The organism is Pseudomonas sp. JZ114, assembly GCF_051027705.1.
GTDB lineage: Bacteria > Pseudomonadota > Gammaproteobacteria > Pseudomonadales > Pseudomonadaceae > Chryseomonas > Chryseomonas luteola.
Window position 1 is genome coordinate 3,193,440 of sequence record NZ_CP069256.1, and the last position, 24,061, is coordinate 3,217,500.

A 24,061-nucleotide genomic window follows, 5' to 3' on the forward strand; every position below is an offset into this window, starting at 1 on the left:
CTGAAGCATGAGCACCTCTTATGAGTGGTGGCGCGAATGCGCTCTGGGTATAGCCATAAGCGTCTCGACCCGTGCAGGGACCAACGGAATACGGGGCTCCGGCAAGGCCCAGCCAAACAATTCGCGAGCCGCCGTGCCACAGACACGTCCCTGGCAGGCTCCCATACCGCACCGGCTCTGAAGCTTTGCCGCATCCCATCCTTGCTCTCCCACCAGAGCAGAGAGGGCAACATCCTCGCAGCGGCAAATCAGCGTATCCGCACGGGCCAGTTGTCTGACCTCAGGTCGCAATCTGAAATGCGCTTGCACATGTCGGGCAAACCGCTGCCAATGCTCGCGACGTGGGAACAGAGTCTTTGCCTGTTCAACCTTGCCAATAGCAGCCAATCCGGCGATTTCGCCCTCGATCAACGCCAACTCACTACCACCAACGCCTGTACATTCACCGGCCGCATAGAGACCTGTCTGACTCGTCTGCTGATAGCGATCGACCGCTACAGCATCACCCTCAAGCTGACACCCCAGATGACTCGCCAGTTCGGTGTTGGGCACCAGACCAAACCCACAGGCCAGACGCGTACAGGGTACGACCTTATCACGGCCACCCTGGCGAATACGCACAGCCTCCAGACGATTATCTCCTAGGGCCTCAACGACATAACTCGCCCAGCGGTAGTGAGTCGAGAGCAATCTGAATGCCTGGGTGAGCTTGTCAGGCCAGCGCAGCAACCCGGTACCGAACGATATAACTTGCTGACGGGCCGCCTGTTCATAGACGCCTGTAAGCACAGCGCCGGCTGCTCTGGCCGTTCCGGCAGAAGCCAGCAATAACGGACCGCTTCCCGCTACCACCAGCCGCTCACCTGCCACAGGTGCGCCCCCTTTGATCAAGGCCTGCAACGCTCCGGCGCCCGTCACGCCGGGTAATGTCCAGCCCGGAAACGGTAGCAGCAGTTCCCGTGCGCCACAGCACAGGATCAATTGCCCATAGTCCAGCCGGCAACCTGACTGTGCATCCTCCAGTAACAAGGCCCCTGGTGCCAACGCAGCTACGATGCGCGTTCCTGCCAAGTACCGAACATTAGGCTGAGATAAAACCTTTCGATAACTCTGCGCCGATGCAGGTAGTACCACCCCTGGCCCGTCGCGCCATATCTGCCCGCCTAGCCGGGGGTTATCATCGATGACCACAATGGAGCGCTGGCTGGTGGATGCAGCCCTGGCTGCTGCCAGACCTGCCGGCCCAGCGCCTACGATAGCGATATCACAAGACAGCCTGTTCAGCCCCGTCATACCGTACGCTCCACCTGCATACCCTCATGACACAAGGTCTGGCAGGCCAGCTGTCGGCGACCGTTAATCATTACCCGACATTCCTGGCAAATACCCATTCCACAAAACGATGCACGTGGCTGACCTGTGCAGGACAGCCGTGCTACCGGTGATTCGCTCAATGCCAGCAAGGCGGCAACCGTCAGTCCGCCCGTAACGACTATAGGTTGCCGGTCGAGATACACCGTGATCATGCCGTTGCCTCCCGGGTGGTGGAAGCCGCATTTGCAAAGCGCTCAGGCCGGAACGGAGTGGAATCCAGAGGAATCGCTTCACCCAGTAACTGAGCAGCGATCATCCGTGCACTGGCCGGTGCGGTGGTAACGCCCAGCCCTTCATGGCCCAGTGCCAGCCATAGGCCCGGTTGATCGGGATATTGTCCGAGCAAAGGCAAACCATCCGGTGTTGCAACACGAAAGCCTGTCCAGCTGCGAATAGCATTCAACTCGCCCAAACCGGGTAGGTAATGCTGCGCACGCGTGAGCATACGACCAAGCACATCGAACTCGACGCGCTTATCCAGGGTATCGAATTGTCGGGATGAGCCGATCAGCAACTGTCCTGTAGGCCTTGGCTGCACATTGAACGCGACGGAGGTTCCATCACTGGCGTGAGCGCTGGCAGCATACCCAAGCTCCACCAGTTGATGGGTGACACAGGCGGGGTACCGATCTGTAATCAGTAAATGGCCTTTCTTCGGCCTTAACGGCACCTCCGGGAGTAACCGGCAAGCATCCAGGCCATTGGCAAGCAGAATAGCGGGTGCCGTCATCCAGAGACCATCGCTCAGGCATAACCGATTACCCTCGACCCGGATGACCTCCTCCTCCTGAACGGTGATTCGACTGCCGTGCTGGGCCAGCAGCCAACGGACTGCTGCCGGAGCGTAGAGGATCCCGTCGTCAATTACCTTCAGCGCACCTGCCAGATCAGAGCGCAGCATCGGCTCTAATTGCCGTAGCGAAGAGGCACTGACCCAATTCGACTGAACGCCATGCTCAGCCAGCCTGGCTTGCTTTGCCTCTGCTAACGCGCACTCATCATCGTTCGCCGCCAGCCACAGTGTCCCGCAGTTACGATAGGCGCATGCTTCAGGCAAGCGCTCACGCAACGCATTCCAGAGCCCGATGGAATAATGACTGAGCGCAAGCTCGGCAGGATTGTCATCCATGGCAACCAAGTGGCCCATCCCCGCGCCGGTAGCACCACCGCTTCGATTGTCAATGACCCGAACACACAAGCCTCGGGCAGCCAATTCATAGGCACACATAGCCCCTATGATACCGGCCCCCACGATAACAACATCTGCTGCAGCGGTGCGCGCCAGAAGGCTCACAGCCGAATTCCCCAGGCGAAGGGATCAGCCTCATCAATCAATAACGTGGCCTCGGCGCTGATATGGGCAGTGCCTCGAATAGTGGGAATGATCCGCTCCCCTTCCCACGCATAACTGGCTTCGAAAAGGCTGCCGATCACGCTGGCCTGCCGCCAGAGCTCACCCGGCTGCAGATGCCCATCCGCAGCAAGGCAGGCAAGCTTGGCGCTGGTTCCTGTCCCGCAGGGCGAGCGGTCATAGGCTTTGCCTGGGCAGAGCACAAAATTGCGGCTGTCCGCGCATTCATCGCCTCCAAACAGCTCGATGTGATCGATCACACCGCCGTTTTCGCCGCGTACGCCTTGCGCCTCAAGCGCCTGCCGTACTGCCCAGCTGTACTCGGTCAGCGCGTCGAGATTGTCGCTGTTCACCTGCAGGCTATGATCGGCAATCAGATAAAACCAGTTGCCACCCCAGGCAATGTCACCCCTCACCATGCCCAGGCCGGGCACCTCCAACGGAACATCCTTGCAATAGCGGTACGCAGGTACATTCCGCACGCTGACGGAAAGGTCCTCATGCAGCGTTGCCTCTACTGTCCCTACAGGGGTCTCGATCCGGTGCCGCCCTACATCGATCCGACCGAGATGATAAAGCGATCGCACCAGCCCAATCGTGCCGTGCCCACACATCCCCAGATAGCCGGAGTTGTTGAAAAAAATAACGCCGGCGCAGGCCTCAGGATCTACCGGCTCGCACAGGAGCGCACCCACCAATACATCGCTCCCACGGGGTTCAAGCACGCAAGTAGCCCGCCAGTCATCGTATTCATGCCGCAACAGTTTCAACCGCTCCGCCATGGAGCCTTTCCCCATATCGGGAAATCCCTCGATGACCAAACGAGTCGGCTCACCGCCCGTATGGGAGTCGATAACCTGGATACGTCTCATGGCGCCACCTCCGCAAAAGAGGCTTACAGCGTGGCGTGTCAACGCAAAATCGGCTTGGTGTTTTTCGCTCGGCGGGAGGACGAAATCAGCACAATTAACTGAGTGATATACAGGAGCGGCACGTCTGTCTTGTCTAACCGTATTAATGAACTGCTCCGCCATAAAGACGGAGCAGTTACTGCAAACAAGAGAGCTAGGCCTTTGCAAGGTAAACGTCAAACATACTTATGTAGGCTGAGCGCTTCAGAATGCGGATCTAATTGGAAAGGCCAGCAATCCAGTCAATCATATCGGTATTGTCATAGTTGCCAGAGTGAGGTTGGTTCCAGGCGATTTTGTAATCTACGTTCAACCCTCGATTCTGCAGGGCGATTGCCAGGTTGGCCGAGACGAAGGGTGAAGAATCGCGATCATAAGAGCCCACCCGAATACGCCAGTGCTTGGCCACCGAGCTTGTTCCGTACACAGTGGCAGCATAAGGATTCACATCAATACCACCATGCCCGTTGTACCTCAGTACGTAATACATCGGGTTCATCATGGCGGCCCAACGGGCAACGTCACTGCGTACGCGGAAGTTCTTGATGCTGGTATAGCCCTCAACTTCGCTCAAGCCGGCCTTCGCAATCGCGTCCTTAAGGTTCGGGTCAAAATGATTCCAACCGTCGGCAACGGTAATATCATTCTTCAACGCGGCAGGATCGGTATTGAACAGATCCATCTCACCCGTCACGTTGTAGAACCCGTTATCGAACGCACCGACCGGCTTCATACGGTTCATGTAGACGAGAAGGTTTTTCCAACTATTCAGGGTTGCCGTGCGGGTATTTGCATTCCACGTAATGACGCTATCGGGTGTCAGGCCCGATTTGACACCGTTTACCGTCTCGGCAGTTGCCATATAGGTCTGACCAGCCTCATTCAGGCTGCCATCTGCGCTCACATAACCGGAGTCAATAATAAAACGCGTCGCAGATGCACTGAAAAGACTGTACACGTAGTTTCGATAGGAACCGCCCGCTACCGCATCAGGGCTGTAGCTGTTCAGCTTGAGCGGTACACCCGTATCAGGATGCTTCAGTCCTAACCGGTTGAGATAAGTTGGATACATCTGCGCCATGACCGCAGAAAGGCGCTGATCATTGTTACTGAGCGTGATTGGTGCCGTACGGCCAGGATTAGCCGTAGTAATGCCAGAGCCATAAAAAAAGTACTCATAGGCCGCATTGGCATTATCCAAGTCTGTGATCGGGCAGAACGGCGAAGCGGCATACACGGTATCACTGCTGGGTGCAGCACCGATTTCATCCAGGTACGGCTTGAAAACAGCACTGCCTCCAGTAATGCCCAGCAGAGAGGTCATTGCCCCACCGCCACTGGTGCCGCTTACTACGATCTTGTTGGCATTACCCAGCATGACCGAATCGTTGTATTTCAGGTATCGCACCGCTGCCTTCAGATCCACAAGTGCAGCCGGGCCATTACCGACCTCTGTGGTCACGCCATTGACAAGCATGGTGGTATTACGGCCCCGGCCAGCCGGAGACACTACGACAATTCCTTTGGACAGGGCCAAGGCGGCGGCAATAGCTGAGCCTGAACCACTACCTGAAGAGTTGACATTATCAGTGGTGACATCCGCGGGTGTCAGGAGATCGAGCTCCATGTAGCCGCCTGTATTAAGCGGCATGAAGATGGGGGAGCCTTGCGTAGCATTCGCAGGGATATAAATGCTCATGACCTGTTTGGCAGGATCATTGGGCTTGGCAACATAGCTCACCGTATAGGCAGTGTAGGTGACGGTCTGCCCATACACAGTGACCTGCCCCACTGTTCCGCCACTGGCAGGATTGAAGCGAAGCGAAGCCTGATGACTACTTGCATGGGCAGACATAGCCGCCATTACACCAAGCATGCCGCACAAGGCCAATGTGCCAGCGCGACGCTTCAAAAAGGTACTCCGCATAGTGCTCTCCTAACGAGGTTTATTATTGTTTTCCACAATGAGGTCTTACTGGCTGTAGCTATACAGTTGAATCGTGGGGCAACTATGTCAAAGGCTTTGCAGGCATAGTGCGCCATGACCCCGGCTACAGTAGAAGCCATCCCATACGCTGTAATCCAAGCATGGGAATTGCGAGACAGGAGTACATTCGGATTGTTGAGATATGCCTTTTCCTTATCGGCATCTGCAGTAAAACACTGCTCCAAGGGTAAAGGGCTTGGTGCTGCCTCACCTCTTCATAACATGAAACCTATTGGCCTATCCTTCTGTTGAGTCCTGATTCAAAGCCGCTCTACTCCAAGCTGCCTCAACCGGCTCAGCGTCCGGGCAAAATCCACAGTGGCATCCCCGGCCAGCTCATCCATAGGCACTTCGCTGGACAGGATCAAAGTCACGCCCCGGTCGTAAGCGATATCCACCAGGTTTAGAAATCGCTGTCGAACGGCATCAGACTGACGCGCCAGGCAATCAAGCCCGCTGATGCCAACGTGCGAAAAATGCTCGACAATCCAGAGGTAATCCAAGGTCGAATGAGGCTGCTCACAGAGGTCGGCAAAATCCAGCCAGATCCGCTCCCCTTCATACGCGCGCACCGAAAGGGGATGATGATTGACGTCCAGGGTAGCGTCCGTCGTAGCGGCAGCAGACAGGTCCAGCAGTGTTTGCAAACGCTTCACACCGCCCGCCGACTCTGGCCAGAGGTAATACCCCCATAGGGTCTGCTCGTCGCTGCGCTGCCGATAATCGACCTTACCGTTGATGGCAAGCACATCGAAGCGCTTTTCGATCAATGCAATGATCGGCTTGAAGCGCTCTCGATACAACGGGTTTGGACACAGGCCCTCCGGCTTATAATTGGATGTCATCACCAGCCCGACACCCTCATCTACCAGCACCTTGAGCATACGACCCAACAGCATGGCATCGCCAATGTCATGCACATGAAATTCATCAAAGCACAGCAGACGTACTTCCCGAGCGATTTCCCGGGCTACCTGTGCCAGAGGATCGGCTTGGCCGGCATAGTCACGCATCCGCCGCTGCAACTCCTGCAGAAAGGAATGAAAATGCACGCGACGCTTTTCCGTAATGGGGACGGCCGTATAGAAGGCGTCCATGACAAAGCTCTTGCCTCGCCCTACGTCGCCCCAGATATAGACGCCCGCAGACGGCTTTTTAAACCAGGATTTACGATCGGCCAGAAAGCGATCAAGCCAGTCAGCCAGATGCACCAATGCCGCCTCTTGGGCGGCATCGGCCTGATAGTGACGGGCGGCCAGTTCGGCAGCGAAATGTTGTCGAATTAACTCGCCCGCGTTGAGCGGTTCAGATGTAGCCATCAGAAATCGAAAAAGACAGTTTCCTGTGGACCTTGCAGATGCATGTCGAAACGGTAAATCACTTTGCCATTTTCTTCAAAGCGCTTGGCGATCAGAGTCGGCCTGCGAGGTGGCTCGACAAGGTTGAGCACTGGACAAATCGCATTGGCTTCCGCTTCGTCCTCAAAGTAGATACGGGTCTGCAGATGGATATTGATGCCACGGGCAAACAGCGCCAGATTGATATGCGGCGCCATGGGCCTGCCCTGGCTGTCCATCACCTTACCCGGCTTTATCGTTTGCATCGACCACTCACCGGCATCAAAGGTAGTAGCCGTACGGCCAAAGCTGTTGAATGCCTTTTCCGGATGATAAACCGGATCGTAGACACCTTCGTGATTGGCTTGCCAGACCTCCAGAAAGGAATCGCGCACCAGATTGCCGTTGCCGTCAAACACTTGCCCCGTCAGCACGATGTGCTGGCCTGGCGCATCCGGCTTGGCAAGATCATTCCAGATTTCCATGTCACGCGTCGGATTACCAGCTGCGGCCAGCGCAAGACCGATGTGAACGTAAGGGCCTGCGGTTTGTGAAGGCGTCTCTGGCAGAAATGTCGTAGTCATGATCGCCTCCTCACAGGTTCTCGAAATGGGTTTGACGTGCGCCACGCGTCACAATGTCAAAACGGTAAGCCAAGCAGTCCATCGGGTTGGCCATGGTCATGTCCAGACGTGCAATAAGTGTCTGCACGGCCTCCGGGTTCGCAATCGACTTCACGATCGGGCAGATCGGTATCAGCGGATCACCTTCGAAATACAGCTGCGTAATCAATCGAGTGGAAATCGAAGGTCCCATGACCGAAACATGGATATGGGCGGGCCGCCAATCATTCACCCCATTACGCCACGGATAAGGCCCCGGCTTGATGGTACGGAATACATAGTTGCCATCATTGTCGGTCAGGGTACGTCCTACACCGCCAAAGTTGGGATCGAGCGGCGCAAGGTAGACGTCGTTCTTATGGCGATACCGTCCACCAGCGTTAGCCTGCCAGATCTCTACATACGTCTTCGGTACGGGCTTACCAAACTGATCGACTACTCGTCCAAACAGGATAATTCGCTCGCCCTGTGGCAAGCCCCCATTATTGAAGTTCAGCAGCAGATCGTTATCGTGCTTGCCCAACTGAAGATGAGAAAAATCCGGGCCGGTACGTTCAGAAACCGTTTGCTGAATGCTAACCAAGGCCTGTCGGGGTGAACGGGGTACAGACGACTTATAACCAGGCGTATAGGCATGGGGATGCCAGTTACGGTCACGGGCGACAAAGCGAGTGTCATTGGAATTATTATTCATGGCTTTACTCCACAAAGAGCCTTACCCATCAAAGGGGTTGCCCGGAGTGTGGCGCAATGCCGCAGGCCAGCCAATTGAAATGACGGCAATCATTCATAACCAAATGGTTATGAGGCTGATCGCTCGGCAACCAGCTCGCTGGCGACTTCCCGTAGAACCTCACAGAACCATTGCGCCGCCAGCGGAAGCGTTGCCGTATTGTTGCGGCATAAGCCAATCGAGCCACCCGGCTCCTGAACGCCTAGAGACAGCTCAGCCATCACACCAGCCTTGATGTCGGTCTCCACGGCATCCAGAGGCGCAATCCAGACGGCATCACTTAACAGTACATAGCGCCGGCTCAGCGCTGGCGAAAGCGTCTCCAACCGCTGCGACATCAGGCTGATCCCACACTGCACCAGAAAGCTTTCGGCGTACTGCCGAATTGTGGTGCCCGTCAACGGAAGAACCCAGGGATAGTCCGCCAGTCGTTGCCGGTCAATTCCAGTCGCTGCTTGCAACGGATGACCGTTTCGAACCACCAACGTCATCGACTCGCTATACAGATGCTCGAAGTTCAGGCCGCGGATTTCAGGGTTGTCCGTCATGCGCCCCACCACAATATCCAGCTCACCTACTCTCAGTTTATTGAGTAGATAGGTACTCATGCCTGTCGTAACACTGATGGTGAGCCCCCTGTAGCGTTCGTGGAGTCGCCTGATGACCTCCGGTATAACCAGACTTTCCACTGTCGAAAGTACCCCAACCCGTACTTGGCCACCCTGCACCCCGCCGCTGCGTACCGTATTGACCCCATCTCGCAATGCTTGGACGCAGGGGCCTGCATAACGCATAAAGGCCTGACCGGCTTGCGTCAGCACTACGCCATTCTTGTCCCGCTCGAACAGGCGCGCCTCAAGAATGCCCTCAAGCTCCTTAAGGGTCTTGGAAATGGCAGGCTGAGAAACCGACACGGCATGGGCCGCCTTGGCGAAACTGCGGTGCTGAGCCACTTCAATAAAGCACAGGAGATGTCGAAATTTGATACGGGTATCGATGTTCATATCGCGCCAGCGTCAGGAGCAGACTGCCATTGTTAACCTCAACCCGTCGGCAAGTCACTCGACCCAACTGCCATACCCGGTAAAATGATCGTCCCACGCCCTGCTGCCAGATAAGCCCCTCAGCTCATGAAGAAAGTGTTGATCGTTCTGCTACGAGGTTACCAGCTCTTCATCAGCCCCATGATTGGCCCACGCTGCCGTTTCTATCCCTCCTGCTCGCATTACGCCATTGAGGCCCTACAGACCCACGGTGCCTTGCGTGGCAGCTGGCTGACCATTCGCCGTTTGTTGCGCTGCCACCCGTTTCATCCGGGCGGTATCGACCCTGTTCCTCCCTGTCATTGCAAAACCCAGGATAAACACTCGAACCGCTGCCACTAATACGAGATCAGCCTAGTTCCTCTCCTCTTTAAAAGGCGAGCAATTTCACCCTTTAGAGCGATACCCAAGTGGCCCGCCCTGCGCGATAACGTAGTACGAAGCGCTATTGAGGAAATAGCCATGAACGTACTGCAGCGGATCAGTTTGAGGTTTGCGTTGCTGGTTTCATGTCTCGGCTTTTCCATCGAGACGCCCAACGCGGCGGACCTGCTCAATAACTTCGATCTTTCTACGGTCTCGGATGTAGCCGCCCGGCAGGCCCAGGGTTCCCTTGGTCAATCGACTGCCGACCGCATAGCGGCCACCGTTATCCAGCAGGGCAGCGACAGCCAGGCCTTTCTCACCCAAACCGGATTAGGCAGTCAGGCACCTATCCAACAACTCGGTGGAAATCATCAGGCAGCCATGCTGCAAAATGGTACGGAGCTGACCGCTGTCATTCTGCAAAGCGGCCAGGGCCATAACGCTTCTATCATTCAGCGAGGCTCAGCCAATCAAGCCGCTATCCATCAGTATGGCGCCTATAACGAAGCGCTGATCGACCAGAACGGCACCGGTTTACAGGGCAGTATTATCCAGTTCGGAAACAACCAGAGCATCACTGTTCAACAGCGCTAGCGGCTCAATGCCGCTTGTTCATGAAGTCAAAGGAAGATGTCATGTGCAAAGTCCCATCTATTCCTGTGCTCTCTCCCGATTCCCAGCCGGCAGAGACTTGTTTGACAAAGGTTAGAAAAAACCGCATCCCGCCCTAGCTCACTTCTACAGCTCGCTTACAGGCAATGCTCTGTAGCGTTCGGCTATCTGCCTGTTAGAGCTGTATGGCTTTTACCCTCCCGATAACTACAAGGAGCACGTCATGTTTATGATGAAACCTAGCGTTGCGGCTGCTTTGCCCAGGCTTGGCCTGCCTGCTCTAGCCGTCATTAATAATGCAAGCCTCAACCAGGCAGGCAACAACGCTTTCCTCCCCGAGGATGGGCGAGCCCTATCGTAACCGCATCGACTACGGGCAATGGCAACACGCTTTCCTTGGAGCAGCCAATCGTGCTGTGTCGATCAGCACTGCCACGGTAGAGGAGCAGAGAATAAACAATCAGGCCATGCTGACTCAGAGTGGCAATTTTAACGAGTTGGACTATCGTCAGGAAGGCAATGGCACCAGCCAGCGATCACCATGAATGGACAGGAGTTGCGCCGCTCTGTAAAGCAGCGCCTGCTGTTGGCCATACCAGAGAATTAAGTCTTTTTTATTTCGCTTTGATTAAAGTTTCAATCTTTAGATTGATAGCGAAGCGGGAACCCGTCAGCAAAACTTGTAAGTGCTAAACAGGAGTTAGCCATGACCATGTTGCAACGACTGCTTTCTCAAACGGCCCTGGTAGTAAGCTGCCTTGCAGCGCCACTGTATTTGCAGGCTGCTGACCTGCTCGATAACTTCGATATCGCCTCCTCATCGACAGATTTGGCTGGCACACCCGATGTACGTGCATTGGCTGCCGCCTCGGTCAATGGTCTCGTCGCTCAGGTCCAGCAAAATGGCAATAGCAACCAGGCCACCTTGAGTCAGCAAGGGCTTAACTCCCTGGCAACCATTACTCAACAGGGTAATGACCAGCAGGCTTATATTCTGCAGCAAGGCTCAGACCTGGCTGCCGTCATCAAGCAGGTAGGAGAAGCCAATAGCGCACTGATCTCCCAGACCGGGTCAGCAAATGCTGCTGTTATCAGTCAGTACGGCAACGCTAACAATGCCGCCATCGAACAGAATGGTACTGGTCAGCAAGCCAGCATTATCCAATACGGAAACAATCAGAATGCTGTCATTCGCCAATACTGAGCCCAAGGAGCCATCAATGCTTAGCAAAAGCCAGATCAGTTAACGCCTCTTGATGGTAGAGGTTGGCTAGGTATACCGTTCATCGGGCTTGGCCAGCTCTAGATCAGCCTCCTCCGGCAGCCATGGATTAATCCCTCCATGGCTTAAATGCCTCATCTTTTCAATCTTTTGGTTGATACCCAGTTTCGTCTGTACGGCCAACAATCCGCACAGCGCTATACAGGGATTAGCCATGAATTCGCTGCAAAGATTGTGCTCAGGACTTGCGCTCGCCTTCTCCGGCATGAGCCTTGTTGTACCGCCGCTCCAGGCGGCTGATCTGCTTGATAATTTCGATATCGCCACGACGACTTCAGACCTTGCCGGCACGCCTGACCCGCGCGCACTGGCAGCTGCAGCATCGGCTGGCGGATTGGTTGCTCAAATCCAGCAGAACGGTAACAACAACCAGGCCACCTTAAGCCAACAAGGCCTTAACTCACAGGCGCTCATCTCACAACTTGGTAACGATCAGCAGGCCTTTATCCTTCAGCAAGGGGCTGACCTCTCCGCAGTTATTACCCAGGCTGGTTATGGCAACACGGCTTCCATTACCCAGATCGGCTCGGCAAACGTCGCGCTGATCAACCAGTACGGCGCTTATAACAGCGCTTCCATTGAGCAGAACGGTACCGGTCAACAGGCCAGTATTACGCAATACGGTAATAACCAAACCGCAGTGGTACGTCAGTACTGATAACAACGGATGTTTAAACATCACGCATTAGAACGTCGACATTTTCATTTCTCGTTATTGTGATTACTACAAAGGGAATAATCATGCACAGCTTCAAGCCTCTTGCTGCCGCCATCCTGATCGCTCTCAGCTCACACGCCTTTGCTGAGATGAACTCCGCTGAAACTACTCAGGATGGAGACAACAACTCCATTACGACCGAACAAATCAACGGCACTCAAAACAGCAAGAGCATTCAGGAGCAGATCGGTAATGGTAATGCTGCAACCCTGACCCAGAGCGCTGCCCTGAATAGCACTTCCTATCAGTACCAGGACGGATCAAATAACGTTGCCAACACTGCGCAGGAAGGCAGCGACAACTATTCGAGCATTTATCAAGAAGCTCAGGAGAGCAGCCAAGTAACCGTTACCCAGACCGGCGACACCAATTCGTCTACGGTTTATCAGTTGACCGGCAACGACAACCAGGCTCAGGTTATCCAGCTGGGTAGCAACAACGTAGCTGAAGTCACCCAGGGTGGCGGCGCTGCTTATGGCATGTCCAGCAGCAGCGTGGCTACCATCAACCAGAATGGCAACGACAACTCCCACATCATAAACCAGGATGGCTATGCCCATCAGCTGAGCGCTACCGCGACCGGCAATGGCAACCAGGTTGAAGTGACGCAAAGCGGTATGAACGCTTCTGCAACACTGGCCCAGACAGGTGATAACAACGCCATTACCCTGACCCAGACAGGCGACGGCCAAACAGCGACCGTTACTCAGGACGGCACTGCCAATACCGTAGCCATGGTCCAGGATGGGTACAGTGGTCCAGACTTCGCCACTATCTCCCAGCGCGGCGATAACAACGCCATTACCAGCTTCCAGGATGGTAAGTTCAACGAGTTGTATTTTGATCAGAACGGCACAGCCAACACGCTGAGCGTTTCCCAGATTGGTCGTGGCAACAACCTGACTGGCGCCACTTCAGGCACCAACAATTCGGCTGATGTAAGCCAGAGCGGCGACAGCAACTACACCAGCGTTACTCAGGATGGCAGCGACAACATCGCTACCGTTCAACAGCTGGAATCGCAGCTGGCCGCCAATGCCGTTGTCTACCAGTCCGGGGTAGCTAACCAGGCTGCTATTACGCAGCGTGGTGAGTTTGCCATCGGCAACTCTGCAACCATCTCGCAGACGGGTACTGGCAACAGCGCTGTCATTACCCAGCAGTAAGCGCTTGCATCTGAGCAGTACCTTGGACGCCCTCATTTAGAGGGCGTCTGCACAAGGAGGTCAAAGATGCGCTACTCTGATCTCCAGCCTGTTCAAATGATCGTAACGTAGACTGACATGCCTGGACTCTTCGCCCTGCCTATGACTGCCATGTTACTTGCCGCCTCGACTCCACCTGTAGAGGCCAATCTGAACCTGATCGCAATTTCACCACAGCAAGCCTCCATAGAGCTCTGTTTCAAAGGCAGCGGGCAAGCCGTACGGTTTGAGATGATTGTTCAGGCCAGTGGCAAAGCCGGCAATAACCGATCCCGCCAAGCTGGTGAGGTCAAGGCAAGCGAAGATGGAGCCTGCCCTGTACGTAACAAACTGGGCTTCGCCCCTCAGACAATGGTCAGTGCTCATTTGAAATGGTGGGTCGATGGAGTTGAGCAACCTGAAGTCCATAAGCAACTAGGCGACTCTCTGCAAGAAAACAAAGACACCCGCGCCTAGACACGCAGCGAGTATTATTGCTTCAGCAACCGCAACGTTTGAGCGTCCTCCTGGCCATTGAAATACTTGATCAACGCCGCCTGATAAGGGCTCTGCTCCCCTGCAACGTGTGCGAATAACGTCATTGATGAATGAAATTTCAAATCGTCAGGATGACCAAAAACCTGCGCTACCGACGCCCCTTCCAGGCTATTCACAATCTCACAACACGTTTTCAGCCGACTCCCTAGAAGCTCATGCTCAAGGTAGGCAGTAGCTTCATCCAGCCCGGATATGGCATACCGCCTCGCCATGGCGCTATGCCCAAGTCCTTGCAACTGCGGAAATACGAACCACATCCAGTGGGTACGTTTATGACCTGAGCGGAGCTCTGCAATCACTTGTTGCCAAACAGTCTCTTGAGCGCTCACGAAGCGTTGCAAATCATGACGATCTGACATGTGGATTACCGTGAGCGCTGCGCCTGTGGATCCTCTGGCTCGTTGAATTTGGTACGGCGCTGCTCTCCCCCCTTCTCATTCTGGGACTTGTTCACCTCACCTACCTTGCTGGCTTCCTCGGGCGTTTCCGCCGTGCTGCGCTTCGCATGTTCGTCGGCCATGATGCACCTCATTGATTCAATACGTACTGCTTAGGCAATATCCTCAGCCAGTAGTGCCCAACAGTTGAAGAGCAAATTCAGTCATCGAACCCCACCTGCTCATGCATTTCATCCACTTTCATTTCCAGGCGGTAGGCCAGAGCAATGAACAGTGCCTGGCAAAGGCATAGCGTTGCGCTCAGGGAACGAAAAGCGAATGCACTGCCCTCGTTGACCAGCAACAATGCGCTGGCTCGCTTGGCCAGGGGTGACAACTGGCTGTCTGTAATGATGAGCGTCTTGGCTTGATTATGCTGAGCGATACGTACGCACTGCTGGCTTTCCTTACCATAAGGCGTAAAGCTAATGGCTACGATGAGGTCGTTGGCTCGGACGCTACGCATCTGTTCTCGATAGCTACCGCCAAGGCCAGACACGAGATGAATACGCTTGTTGGTGTGTTGCAGGTTATAAACAAGGTAGTGCGCTACCGCAAATGAACGACGAACCCCCACTACATAAATGTTCTCCGCATTGACCAGCAGGTCGACCGCTTTCTCGAACGCCTGATCGTCCAGCTCTTCTCCCAATCTATCCAGTCCTGAACGTGTGGCACTTATGCATTCACGTGCCAAATCGCTTCCGGCAGCCGGTTGAGACTTGTTGGCAATCATTCGCCGGATACGCTGCTGATAGTTCTGGACAGGTGTTGCCTTATGCGTATAAGCCTCACGAAACAGGGATTGCATTTCACTGAAGCCTTTGAAGCCGAAACGCTGAGAGAACCGTACGATTGCCGAAGGGTGTACTTCGCATTGGCGGGCAATATCGCTAATACGATCAACCATGACACGATCACTTTGCTGGCTCATGTAGGCCGCTACACGCTTGAGCTGACGAGGCAGAGACTCGTACTCTGCCGTAATCATCTGCTGCAGAGTTTCCACACTAGCAGGCGCTACAAGGGAAGAGCTTGAAGAATCAGTATTAAGCATTTCGAATCCTTTAGATGAATCGTTACAGCAAGCACTTAACGAAACCAGACGCCAACGTAATCGAAAATGCTTTCATTCTTCAGGAATATCTGCAAAAGAAAGGAATTTAAAGGCGGCTCGCTTCGTTGTCATTCGCCGGGATATCAGCTTAGAACATAGGATTATTTTTCTAAACAAAATTTTTTAGAAAAAAATTTATTGACTTGTTCTGGACCAGATTATCGCTGTACAACGAGCTGAACAGGGGTCAGCCGTACTTCAAATGCTGTAAAAAAATACAGCTGACTATAAGGCTCGCTTTGCGCAAGTCTCCAAAGCTGTTTTGAAGACGATAAAGCCAAATGCGAAACTGAATACTTAGGTTCCACCGCACGCATCAGCGCATAAGTTATGCACCGCATATCGCGCAGCACTGCATCAGAAACAGGCGCTGCTGCTTTTACAGTGATACGCGTAAGCTGCTCGCCTGTAGTCTCTACTGACATGTCAAAGCTGGACGCGCCCCGAGCGGAATATACCCACCCGGCCTCATCCTTCATTGGGTGTGGCGCTCCCAGCATCAGGGCTTTGCAGCTAGGCAGCACCGCTAAATAGGCAGGAATTCTCCGTTCGAGCTGCGCCTTGTCCAATCCAAGAGACAAAGGCGCAGCCTCACTGACGGTCGCTAAGACAATACTGCCAAGAAGCCACACCCCTAGCCAGTTTAACAATGACATATCAGGCGATAGTGTCGACAACACCACCATCAACACGCAACGCAGCACCCGTTGTCGCTGAAGCCAGAGGAGAGGCTGTGTAGACAACCAGATTAGCGACTTCCTCTGTAGTTGCTGCACGCTGGAGAATGGAGCTAGGCCGGTTTTCCCTTACAAAATCAGCGGCCGCCTCCTCCAGAGTCTGACCAGTACGCTCGCTCGCCTCCTTGAGCATCTCCGCTACGCCTTCAGAAAGCGTTGGACCTGGCAGAATGGAATTAACTGTCACGCCTGTACCAGCCATCCGTTTGGCCAATCCACGCGCCACGGACAGATTGGCTGTTTTGGTAAAGCCGTAATGAATCATGTCGGCCGGAATATTGAGCGCTGATTCAGAAGAAATAAAGATTACGCGCCCCCATTGCCTCGAGACCATGCCAGGCAAATATTCCCGAGAGAGCCGAACGCCAGACATCACGTTGACCTCAAAAAACTCCGTCCAAATATCATCGCCCGTTTCAAAAAAGTCTCGAGGCCCGTATATACCCGTGTTGTTGACTAGAATATCAACCTCAGGCTCAGCAGCTTTCAATACAGCACATCCGTCAACGCTCCCGACATCCGCAACCACTCCACGTAATGTCGCATCCGGTACATACTGCTGCAGGAGACTAACCGCCTTATCTACTGATGGAGCCGATCGACCGTTTATAACTACAGTCGCTCCTGCCTGAGCCAATCCTTTCGCAATAGCGAAACCAATACCACGAGTAGAGCCGGTTACGATTGCCGTTTTACCAGAAAGATCGATCTGCATGAAAAATCTCCAGACACGTTAAAAGAGCCAATGAGCACAACGGCTAGTCCATTATTCGAGTCTGACGAAAAATCCAACGCAAAGGTCCCTGGCGCCGCTCAGGCTGTTGCAGCGTTCATGGCTGCTTTGAGTAACTCACGACCCTCCAACGATCCTAAGGCTTCAACGACACCGGGAGTAAACACGATCTGAATCTCATCGTCGCTGGTCTTCCAGCGCTCTAGAACCAATAGGGTCGCCTTTGTACCGTTGCGATGCATCAATCTCAAAGAGGCCTTTTGCAAGAAACTCAGCTGGGCCTCTAGCTGCTCTTGATCTTCTAGGCTGTCAGGTTTGATCGAGACGACATTGCTGCTCAACGGTGCGATCTCCAAGTCAGAAATAGATGTGGTTGTTTGCTCCAGCACAAAGCCGAATCGTCCAGCCCAATTGAACGCAGGATAAAACTGTCCTGATTTTCGGCAGCTATAAATGGTCGCATAAGACAAAAAACAGATTCAAACACTTCGGATGCATGTCACTACACTGCTAGCTCATGAGTCTTGCCAGCTTATACACTGGCTAGCTGATTATGAGGTGCTAAAGGGTTCTACAGCAGTGATGCTAAAAGAAGCCGATAAAGAATGATGAGGCGTTTGCTGAAGTGCTGATTGCAGAACCGTTTCCAGCCTGGCGATGTTACGTTGGCTACAAGGCCTAAGCGACCCAAGAGGCTCAACAGCGGCTATTACGGTAGGAGAAGGATCATTGGTAACATGATGCAATTACAATGGATCAGTCGGCTCGGCGGCGATCCTCTTTCTCTTCACGGGCACGTCGCCATGAGGCCATATCAACCACACGCGGGTCATTGAGCATTGGCGCTTCAGGTACCGCATAAGGGGCAAATTCAATAAGCCCTAAGCGGTAACCAAACAGCACTACCTTACCTGCCAGACGCTGCTCGCCAGTAGCGGTAAACTCAAAATCATAAACGCGAGCAAACCGCTTGAAGCCTTTCGCATCCCGCATAAAAGAAAACCGGCGGAACGCTACATTCTCATCCAACAGCTCTACATCACGCTTGCGACAATGCTCTTTAGCCAAAGCGAGCGCACGCTCACGCAAACCATGGGAATGCCATAGCCAGGCGCAGGCTGAGGCCACCAGAAGAAATCCAAAAATGTTACCTAAGGTCAGCATGAATAATCACCTAAACCAAGCCGTCCCAAGCGCTTCAATACCAAGAAAGCCATTTAGCCCCTGCTAGCTTATTGCTTAGCCCCAACGCCCATCGAGGGTGCCTCAGGCTCATGTAGCAAACGTATGTTGTCACGCTCGCTCTTATACAAGCTTAGCGGAGTAATTTCCTTTGCGCGCAAAGGCGCCTGCTGTTGGTTCCACACGTAATAGAACACATTCAATGCCATCAGGAAAACGAAAAGCCATCGCATATTTATGAGTCCACAGGGCAAGCCAAGGCCAAACCGTCAAAGACCAGATCAGGCACAACACGAGAAGTGGGAATAACGTCTTTTACCAGCTCAGCGTCTCCCCCTGTGAGAAAGACAGCAAAATCAGCCCCTAGCAGCTCAAGGGCTAAATCATATTGCGTCCTCACAAATCCGCGGAGCATATACACGCATCCGCCCTCAACAGCATGCATCGTATTTCTTCCAGGCAGAGGATGCCCGTTAGTGGCCTCAAGTTCTGGGTTATAGCGAATTCGACGAGTATGCGTCTGCAATTCTCGACGCATGAGCGGAATCCCCGGACAGATGAAGCCACCCGCATGCTGTCCAATCTGATCAACAAAGTCTGAAGTAACGGCGGTTCCCAGATCAATCACGACACATGCTTTGTTACCCGCCAGCTTAAAGCCGCCTAAAAGGGCAAGCCAACGATCCATCCCCAGTCGTTCGTAGTCTGAATATCCATTCTTTACACCAAGAAACGATGCTACGGGTTTTGCCTGCTGACATGAAAAACCAAACGTGCTGTCTAGCCGTTCAATTAAGCCTGTAGTTTCCAGATCGCTACGAACGCTGACAAGCCGACCATGGCTGAGGGAGAGGCTCTCATAAGATTCAAGCGTTACGAGCAGCTCATCATCAGAATGAGCGATACCGCTGGCAACAACGCCATCAATTTTAGATAGGACGCGCCATTTGATCAGACTGTTGCCGCAGTCAAGCTCAAGAATCATTACGTAATCTCAAACTGAGCTCACCGCCATTAAAAGACTTTTCGTAGCCATTAACATTTAATCTAAGTGATCCATCCAATCCAACACCCAGCACCTTACCTTCGATTTGATTGGCACCGGCAGAAAGAATCACCTCTCGTCCCTGCCACAAATGATTGGCTTCCCATGAATCCTTCAATGCAGCAAAGCCATGTGATTGATGCAGTTTCAAATAATCACTTAACTCATGCAACACATTAGAAGCCAACTGGTTTCTATCAACGGGCCTACCGAGCGCCTCGTATAAGGAAATCCATGGTTGATCGATATTGTCTGCATTTCTCATATTCACATTCAAGCCAATGCCGATAATTGCCGTACAGCTATCAGCAGGATCACCTGACAACTCGATAAGAATGCCAGATAGCTTGCGCCCAAACAGGAGAATGTCGTTAGGCCACTTTAAACCAGCATCAACTAAGCTGAGCTTTTTTAGTGCTGAAGCAACCGCAAGCCCCACTACCAGACTCAACCCTTCAAGCTGCTTGATACCACCATGAATGGTAACAGCTGCTGTCAGGTAGAGATTTTTTGCGTATGGACTAACCCAGGCCCTTCCCCGACGCCCTCTGCCAGAGGTCTGGTGCTCAGCCAACAGCACGAAAGGCGCGTGGCCACGCTGCCCCATGACACGCCGCAGCGCCTCAGCATTCGTAGAGTCAATCGTATCCAGGATTTCTATTGGCCACTCATCAAAGTCTATCCGGCTATTTGCCAGCAGATTGAGAGGTTCAGCGAGACGGTACCCTTTTCCAGGTACTTTAAAAAAAGATAAACCTGTACGTTGCTCTATTCCTTGCAGCTGCTTCCAGACGGCACTACGGCTAACACCTAGAAGCGCCCCCAACTCTTCTCCGGAATGAAACTGACCATCAGCAAGGCATTCAAGTAGTAGGGAAACAGCCATATTTTTTATCCGCACAAAGCAAAACCCCCGGGCGGTTAGGCCTGGGGGTTTTGGGTATAGGTGCTTGACGATGACCTACTCTCACATGGGGAAACCCCACACTACCATCGGCGATGCATCGTTTCACTTCTGAGTTCGGAAAGGGATCAGGTGGTTCCAACGCTCTATGGTCGTCAAGCAATTCGGGTGGGGAACCGGTGTCTAGTCGTTTCCCCGAATGGATATGTGATTGGTATTTTGCGGTTCAACCAAGCTTTCGGCTGGTCTTTACCAAACAACAGATTGTTTGGGTGTTATATGGTCAAGCCTCACGGGCAATTAGTATCGGTTAGCTCAACGCCTCACAGCGCTTACACACCCGACCTATCAACGTTGTAGTCTTCAACGGCCCTTCAGGAAGCTCAAGGCTCCAGTGAGATCTCATCTTGAGGCAAGTTTCCCGCTTAGATGCTTTCAGCGGTTATCTTTTCCGAACATAGCTACCCGGCAATGCCACTGGCGTGACAACCGGAACACCAGAGGTTCGTCCACTCCGGTCCTCTCGTACTAGGAGCAGCCCCTCTCAAATCTCAAACGTCCACGGCAGATAGGGACCGAACTGTCTCACGACGTTCTAAACCCAGCTCGCGTACCACTTTAAATGGCGAACAGCCATACCCTTGGGACCGGCTTCAGCCCCAGGATGTGATGAGCCGACATCGAGGTGCCAAACACCGCCGTCGATATGAACTCTTGGGCGGTATCAGCCTGTTATCCCCGGAGTACCTTTTATCCGTTGAGCGATGGCCCTTCCATACAGAACCACCGGATCACTAAGACCTACTTTCGTACCTGCTCGACGTGTCTGTCTCGCAGTCAAGCGCGCTTTTGCCTTTATACTCTGCGACCGATTTCCGACCGGTCTGAGCGCACCTTCGTACTCCTCCGTTACTCTTTAGGAGGAGACCGCCCCAGTCAAACTGCCCACCATACACTGTCCTCGATCCGGATAACGGACCAGAGTTAGAACCTCAAGCATGCCAGGGTGGTATTTCAAGGATGGCTCCACGAGAACTGGCGTCCTCGCTTCAAAGCCTCCCACCTATCCTACACAAGCAGGCTCAAAGTCCAGTGCAAAGCTACAGTAAAGGTTCACGGGGTCTTTCCGTCTAGCCGCGGATACACTGCATCTTCACAGCGATTTCAATTTCACTGAGTCTCGGGTGGAGACAGCGCCGCCATCGTTACGCCATTCGTGCAGGTCGGAACTTACCCGACAAGGAATTTCGCTACCTTAGGACCGTTATAGTTACGGCCGCCGTTTACCGGGGCTTCGATCAAGAGCTTCGCTTGCGCTAACCCCATCAATTAACCTTCCGGCACCGGGCAGGCGTCACACCCTATACGTCCACTTTCGTGTTTGCAGAGTGCTGTGTTTTTAATAAACAGTCGCAGCGGCCTGGTATCTTCGACCGGCATGGGCTTACGGAGCAAGTCCTTCACCCTCACCGGCGCACCTTCTCCCGAAGTTACGGTGCCATTTTGCCTAGTTCCTTCACCCGAGTTCTCTCAAGCGCCTTGGTATTCTCTACCCGACCACCTGTGTCGGTTTGGGGTACGATTTCTAATTACCTGAAGCTTAGAGGCTTTTCCTGGAAGCATGGCATCAACCACTTCCTCTTCATAAGAAGAGTCGTCATCAGCTCTCGGCCTTAACTGTCCGGATTTACCTAAACAGTCAGCCTACCGCCTTAAACTTGGACAACCAACGCCAAGCTGGCCTAGCCTTCTCCGTCCCCCCATCGCAGTAATTAGAAGTACAGGAATATTAACCTGTTTCCCATCGACTACGCCTTTCAGCCTCGCCTTAGGGGTCGACTCACCCTGCGTCGATTAACGTTGCGCAGGAACCCTTGGTCTTTCGGCGTGCGAGTTTTTCACTCGCATTGTCGTTACTCATGTCAGCATTCGCACTTCTGATACCTCCAGCAAGCTTCTCAACTCACCTTCACAGGCTTACAGAACGCTCCTCTACCGCTCATCTTGCGATGAACCCGTAGCTTCGGTGTGTAGTTTGAGCCCCGTTACATCTTCCGCGCAGGCCGACTCGACTAGTGAGCTATTACGCTTTCTTTAAAGGGTGGCTGCTTCTAAGCCAACCTCCTAGCTGTCTAAGCCTTCCCACATCGTTTACCACTTAACTACAACTTTGGGACCTTAGCTGACGGTCTGGGTTGTTTCCCTTTTCACGACGGACGTTAGCACCCGCCGTGTGTCTCCCATGCTTGCACTTCTGGGTATTCGGAGTTTGCATCGGTTTGGTAAGTCGGGATGACCCCCTAGCCGAAACAGTGCTCTACCCCCCAGAGTGATACATGAGGCGCTACCTAAATAGCTTTCGAGGAGAACCAGCTATCTCCGAGCTTGATTAGCCTTTCACTCCGATCCACAAGTCATCCCCTGCCTTTTCAACGGAAGTGGGTTCGGTCCTCCAGTCAGTGTTACCTAACCTTCAACCTGCTCATGGATAGATCGCCCGGTTTCGGGTCTATACCCAGCGACTAAAACGCCCTATTAAGACTCGCTTTCGCTACGCCTTCCCTATACGGTTAAGCTTGCCACTGAATATAAGTCGCTGACCCATTATACAAAAGGTACGCAGTCACCCAACAAAGTAGGCTCCCACTGCTTGTACGCATACGGTTTCAGGTTCTATTTCACTCCCCTCTCCGGGGTTCTTTTCGCCTTTCCCTCACGGTACTGGTTCACTATCGGTCAGTCAGTAGTATTTAGCCTTGGAGGATGGTCCCCCCATATTCAGACAACGTTTCACGTGCGCCGTCCTACTCGATTTCACTCAAAAGATCCTTTCACCTACGGGGCTATCACCCACTATGGCCGCACTTTCCAGAGCGTTCGGTTAAAATCAATTGAGCTTAAGGGCTAGTCCCCGTTCGCTCGCCACTACTTAGGGAATCTCGGTTGATTTCTTTTCCTCAGGGTACTTAGATGTTTCAGTTCCCCTGGTTCGCCTCTCACACCTATGGATTCAGTGTGAGATACCTGACTTATGTCAGGTGGGTTCCCCCATTCAGAGATCTCCGGATCACAGTCTATTTGCCGACTCCCCGAAGCTTATCGCAGGCTATCACGTCTTTCATCGCCTCTGACTGCCAAGGCATCCACCGTATGCGCTTATTCACTTGACCATATAACCCCAAAGAATCTGAAGTTATGTCTGGCTTGGAACACGACATTCGCCGAAAACTTGCGCTTGAACTCGCAAATTTACCTTGACCACATAGTCTGCAGTGAAACAGCCTATGTGTTCGTACTTCTATCACATACCCAAATTTTTAAAGAACAGTCTGAAAACAAAGTTCAGAAGTCAATGCTCCGACCCAACCCTTAGGGGGGGGTAAGCACTCAGTTCTGAGCTTTAACGCGGTGTTAGATGGTGGAGCCAAGGAGGATCGAACTCCTGACCTCCTGCGTGCAAAGCAGGCGCTCTCCCAGCTGAGCTATGGCCCCATCGATTGGTGGGTCTGGGCAGATTCGAACTGCCGACCTCACCCTTATCAGGGGTGCGCTCTAACCAACTGAGCTACAGACCCAATCGTCTAACGCTTGAGTCTTGACTCATCTCGCGTCTTTATTTCAGTGAATCAAGCAATTCGTGTGGGAGCTTATGCCAAAGCTGGGATCTATCGATTAAGGAGGTGATCCAGCCGCAGGTTCCCCTACGGCTACCTTGTTACGACTTCACCCCAGTCATGAATCACACCGTGGTAACCGTCCTCCCGAAGGTTAGACTAGCTACTTCTGGTGCAACCCACTCCCATGGTGTGACGGGCGGTGTGTACAAG

The 24,061-nt window shown here is 53.3% G+C and carries 25 protein-coding genes, 2 tRNA genes and 3 rRNA genes (1 of these 30 running past the window's edge); 7 read left to right on the top strand and 23 right to left on the bottom strand.

Going from position 1 to position 24,061, the window contains the following annotated elements:
* Nucleotides 1-18: 18 nt before the first annotated feature.
* The 9 genes from JQR90_RS15085 to pcaQ all read right to left on the bottom strand — a co-directional run bounded on the left by JQR90_RS15085 (nucleotide 19) and on the right by pcaQ (nucleotide 9,320).
* Nucleotides 19-1,293 (bottom strand): NAD(P)/FAD-dependent oxidoreductase, encoded by a 1,275-nt coding sequence (locus tag JQR90_RS15085; protein ID WP_010795473.1) that lies wholly within the window; start codon nucleotides 1,291-1,293, stop codon nucleotides 19-21.
* Nucleotides 1,290-1,526 (bottom strand): 2Fe-2S iron-sulfur cluster-binding protein, encoded by a 237-nt coding sequence (locus JQR90_RS15090; RefSeq protein WP_010795474.1) that lies wholly within the window; start codon nucleotides 1,524-1,526, stop codon nucleotides 1,290-1,292. The genes JQR90_RS15085 and JQR90_RS15090 overlap by 4 nt, the downstream gene beginning before the upstream one ends.
* Nucleotides 1,523-2,659, bottom strand: a complete 1,137-nt coding sequence (locus JQR90_RS15095) for an NAD(P)/FAD-dependent oxidoreductase (RefSeq protein WP_037030462.1) — start codon at nucleotides 2,657-2,659, stop codon at nucleotides 1,523-1,525. The genes JQR90_RS15090 and JQR90_RS15095 overlap by 4 nt, the downstream gene beginning before the upstream one ends.
* A gap of 5 nt (nucleotides 2,660-2,664) precedes the next feature.
* Nucleotides 2,665-3,597, bottom strand: coding sequence for a 4-hydroxyproline epimerase (locus tag JQR90_RS15100; protein ID WP_010795476.1), 933 nt, complete (start codon nucleotides 3,595-3,597; stop codon nucleotides 2,665-2,667).
* Nucleotides 3,598-3,853: 256 nt separating this feature from the next.
* Nucleotides 3,854-5,563, bottom strand: a complete 1,710-nt coding sequence (locus JQR90_RS15105; protein ID WP_434140102.1) for a subtype B tannase — start codon at nucleotides 5,561-5,563, stop codon at nucleotides 3,854-3,856.
* 320 nt (nucleotides 5,564-5,883) lie between these two features.
* Nucleotides 5,884-6,942 (bottom strand): cell division protein ZapE, encoded by a 1,059-nt coding sequence (zapE, locus tag JQR90_RS15110; protein WP_010795478.1) that lies wholly within the window; start codon nucleotides 6,940-6,942, stop codon nucleotides 5,884-5,886.
* Nucleotides 6,942-7,544 (bottom strand): protocatechuate 3,4-dioxygenase subunit alpha, encoded by a 603-nt coding sequence (gene pcaG, locus JQR90_RS15115; RefSeq protein ID WP_010795479.1) that lies wholly within the window; start codon nucleotides 7,542-7,544, stop codon nucleotides 6,942-6,944. Before pcaG ends, zapE begins: the two co-directional genes overlap by 1 nt.
* Nucleotides 7,545-7,554: 10 nt before the next feature.
* Nucleotides 7,555-8,277 carry a protocatechuate 3,4-dioxygenase subunit beta gene (gene pcaH, locus JQR90_RS15120; protein ID WP_010795480.1) on the bottom strand — a complete coding sequence of 241 codons (723 nt, stop codon included), beginning with the start codon at nucleotides 8,275-8,277 and terminating at the stop codon, nucleotides 7,555-7,557.
* A 107-nt stretch (nucleotides 8,278-8,384) separates the two neighbouring features.
* On the bottom strand, nucleotides 8,385-9,320 hold the full coding sequence (gene pcaQ, locus JQR90_RS15125) for a pca operon transcription factor PcaQ (RefSeq protein WP_010795481.1): 936 nt from the start codon (nucleotides 9,318-9,320) through the stop codon (nucleotides 8,385-8,387).
* A gap of 126 nt (nucleotides 9,321-9,446) precedes the next feature.
* On the opposite strand from pcaQ, the gene yidD reads away from it, so the two are divergent.
* From yidD to JQR90_RS15160, 7 genes are all read left to right on the top strand, one after another.
* On the top strand, nucleotides 9,447-9,701 hold the full coding sequence (gene yidD / locus JQR90_RS15130) for a membrane protein insertion efficiency factor YidD (RefSeq protein ID WP_010795482.1): 255 nt from the start codon (nucleotides 9,447-9,449) through the stop codon (nucleotides 9,699-9,701).
* 120 nt (nucleotides 9,702-9,821) lie between these two features.
* Complete coding sequence (locus JQR90_RS15135) at nucleotides 9,822-10,319, top strand: hypothetical protein (RefSeq protein ID WP_010795483.1); 498 nt, start codon at nucleotides 9,822-9,824, stop codon at nucleotides 10,317-10,319.
* A 241-nt stretch (nucleotides 10,320-10,560) separates the two neighbouring features.
* Nucleotides 10,561-10,698, top strand: coding sequence for a hypothetical protein (locus JQR90_RS15140; protein ID WP_010795484.1), 138 nt, complete (start codon nucleotides 10,561-10,563; stop codon nucleotides 10,696-10,698).
* Nucleotides 10,699-11,043: 345 nt separating this feature from the next.
* Nucleotides 11,044-11,541, top strand: coding sequence for a hypothetical protein (locus tag JQR90_RS15145; RefSeq protein ID WP_010795485.1), 498 nt, complete (start codon nucleotides 11,044-11,046; stop codon nucleotides 11,539-11,541).
* Between the two features lie 232 nt (nucleotides 11,542-11,773).
* A complete protein-coding gene (locus JQR90_RS15150; RefSeq protein WP_230382101.1) occupies nucleotides 11,774-12,277 on the top strand; it encodes a hypothetical protein in 504 nt (167 codons plus the stop codon).
* A gap of 83 nt (nucleotides 12,278-12,360) precedes the next feature.
* Nucleotides 12,361-13,503, top strand: a complete 1,143-nt coding sequence (locus tag JQR90_RS15155; protein WP_010795487.1) for a hypothetical protein — start codon at nucleotides 12,361-12,363, stop codon at nucleotides 13,501-13,503.
* A 141-nt stretch (nucleotides 13,504-13,644) separates the two neighbouring features.
* Complete coding sequence (locus JQR90_RS15160; RefSeq protein WP_230382102.1) at nucleotides 13,645-13,998, top strand: hypothetical protein; 354 nt, start codon at nucleotides 13,645-13,647, stop codon at nucleotides 13,996-13,998.
* Nucleotides 13,999-14,012: 14 nt separating this feature from the next.
* Here the strand turns inward: JQR90_RS15160 and JQR90_RS15165 are convergent, their stop codons facing one another.
* From JQR90_RS15165 to JQR90_RS15230, 14 genes are all read right to left on the bottom strand, one after another.
* Nucleotides 14,013-14,438, bottom strand: a complete 426-nt coding sequence (locus JQR90_RS15165; protein WP_010795489.1) for a DUF1810 domain-containing protein — start codon at nucleotides 14,436-14,438, stop codon at nucleotides 14,013-14,015.
* A gap of 5 nt (nucleotides 14,439-14,443) precedes the next feature.
* A complete protein-coding gene (locus JQR90_RS15170; protein WP_010795490.1) occupies nucleotides 14,444-14,599 on the bottom strand; it encodes a hypothetical protein in 156 nt (51 codons plus the stop codon).
* A gap of 77 nt (nucleotides 14,600-14,676) precedes the next feature.
* Nucleotides 14,677-15,573: a MurR/RpiR family transcriptional regulator gene (locus JQR90_RS15175; protein ID WP_010795491.1), complete on the bottom strand. Its 897-nt coding sequence runs from the start codon at nucleotides 15,571-15,573 to the stop codon at nucleotides 14,677-14,679.
* Nucleotides 15,574-15,791: 218 nt separating this feature from the next.
* Nucleotides 15,792-16,325 carry a hypothetical protein gene (locus JQR90_RS15180; protein ID WP_125912873.1) on the bottom strand — a complete coding sequence of 178 codons (534 nt, stop codon included), beginning with the start codon at nucleotides 16,323-16,325 and terminating at the stop codon, nucleotides 15,792-15,794.
* Entirely contained in the window at nucleotides 16,291-17,085 is a 795-nt protein-coding gene (locus tag JQR90_RS15185) for an SDR family NAD(P)-dependent oxidoreductase (protein WP_010795493.1), read from the bottom strand. The genes JQR90_RS15180 and JQR90_RS15185 overlap by 35 nt, the downstream gene beginning before the upstream one ends.
* Before the next feature lie 98 nt (nucleotides 17,086-17,183).
* Nucleotides 17,184-17,573 carry a hypothetical protein gene (locus JQR90_RS15190; protein WP_037029747.1) on the bottom strand — a complete coding sequence of 130 codons (390 nt, stop codon included), beginning with the start codon at nucleotides 17,571-17,573 and terminating at the stop codon, nucleotides 17,184-17,186.
* 286 nt (nucleotides 17,574-17,859) lie between these two features.
* Nucleotides 17,860-18,267 (bottom strand): DUF3301 domain-containing protein, encoded by a 408-nt coding sequence (locus JQR90_RS15195; protein ID WP_010795495.1) that lies wholly within the window; start codon nucleotides 18,265-18,267, stop codon nucleotides 17,860-17,862.
* Between the two features lie 253 nt (nucleotides 18,268-18,520).
* A complete protein-coding gene (locus tag JQR90_RS15200) occupies nucleotides 18,521-19,270 on the bottom strand; it encodes a type III pantothenate kinase (protein ID WP_010795497.1) in 750 nt (249 codons plus the stop codon).
* Complete coding sequence (birA, locus tag JQR90_RS15205) at nucleotides 19,260-20,216, bottom strand: bifunctional biotin--[acetyl-CoA-carboxylase] ligase/biotin operon repressor BirA (protein ID WP_010795498.1); 957 nt, start codon at nucleotides 20,214-20,216, stop codon at nucleotides 19,260-19,262. The genes JQR90_RS15200 and birA overlap by 11 nt, the downstream gene beginning before the upstream one ends.
* A 62-nt stretch (nucleotides 20,217-20,278) precedes the next feature.
* Nucleotides 20,279-20,394 (bottom strand): 5S ribosomal RNA (gene rrf, locus JQR90_RS15210).
* Between the two features lie 119 nt (nucleotides 20,395-20,513).
* A 23S ribosomal RNA gene (locus JQR90_RS15215) occupies nucleotides 20,514-23,404 on the bottom strand.
* 246 nt (nucleotides 23,405-23,650) lie between these two features.
* A tRNA-Ala gene (locus JQR90_RS15220) sits at nucleotides 23,651-23,726 on the bottom strand.
* Nucleotides 23,727-23,732: 6 nt separating this feature from the next.
* Nucleotides 23,733-23,809 (bottom strand) — tRNA-Ile (locus tag JQR90_RS15225).
* Nucleotides 23,810-23,907: 98 nt separating this feature from the next.
* A 16S ribosomal RNA gene (locus tag JQR90_RS15230) occupies nucleotides 23,908-24,061 on the bottom strand (it continues 1,383 nt past the right edge of the window).
* The 16S, 23S and 5S rRNA genes sit together here with 2 tRNA genes alongside, the layout of an rRNA operon.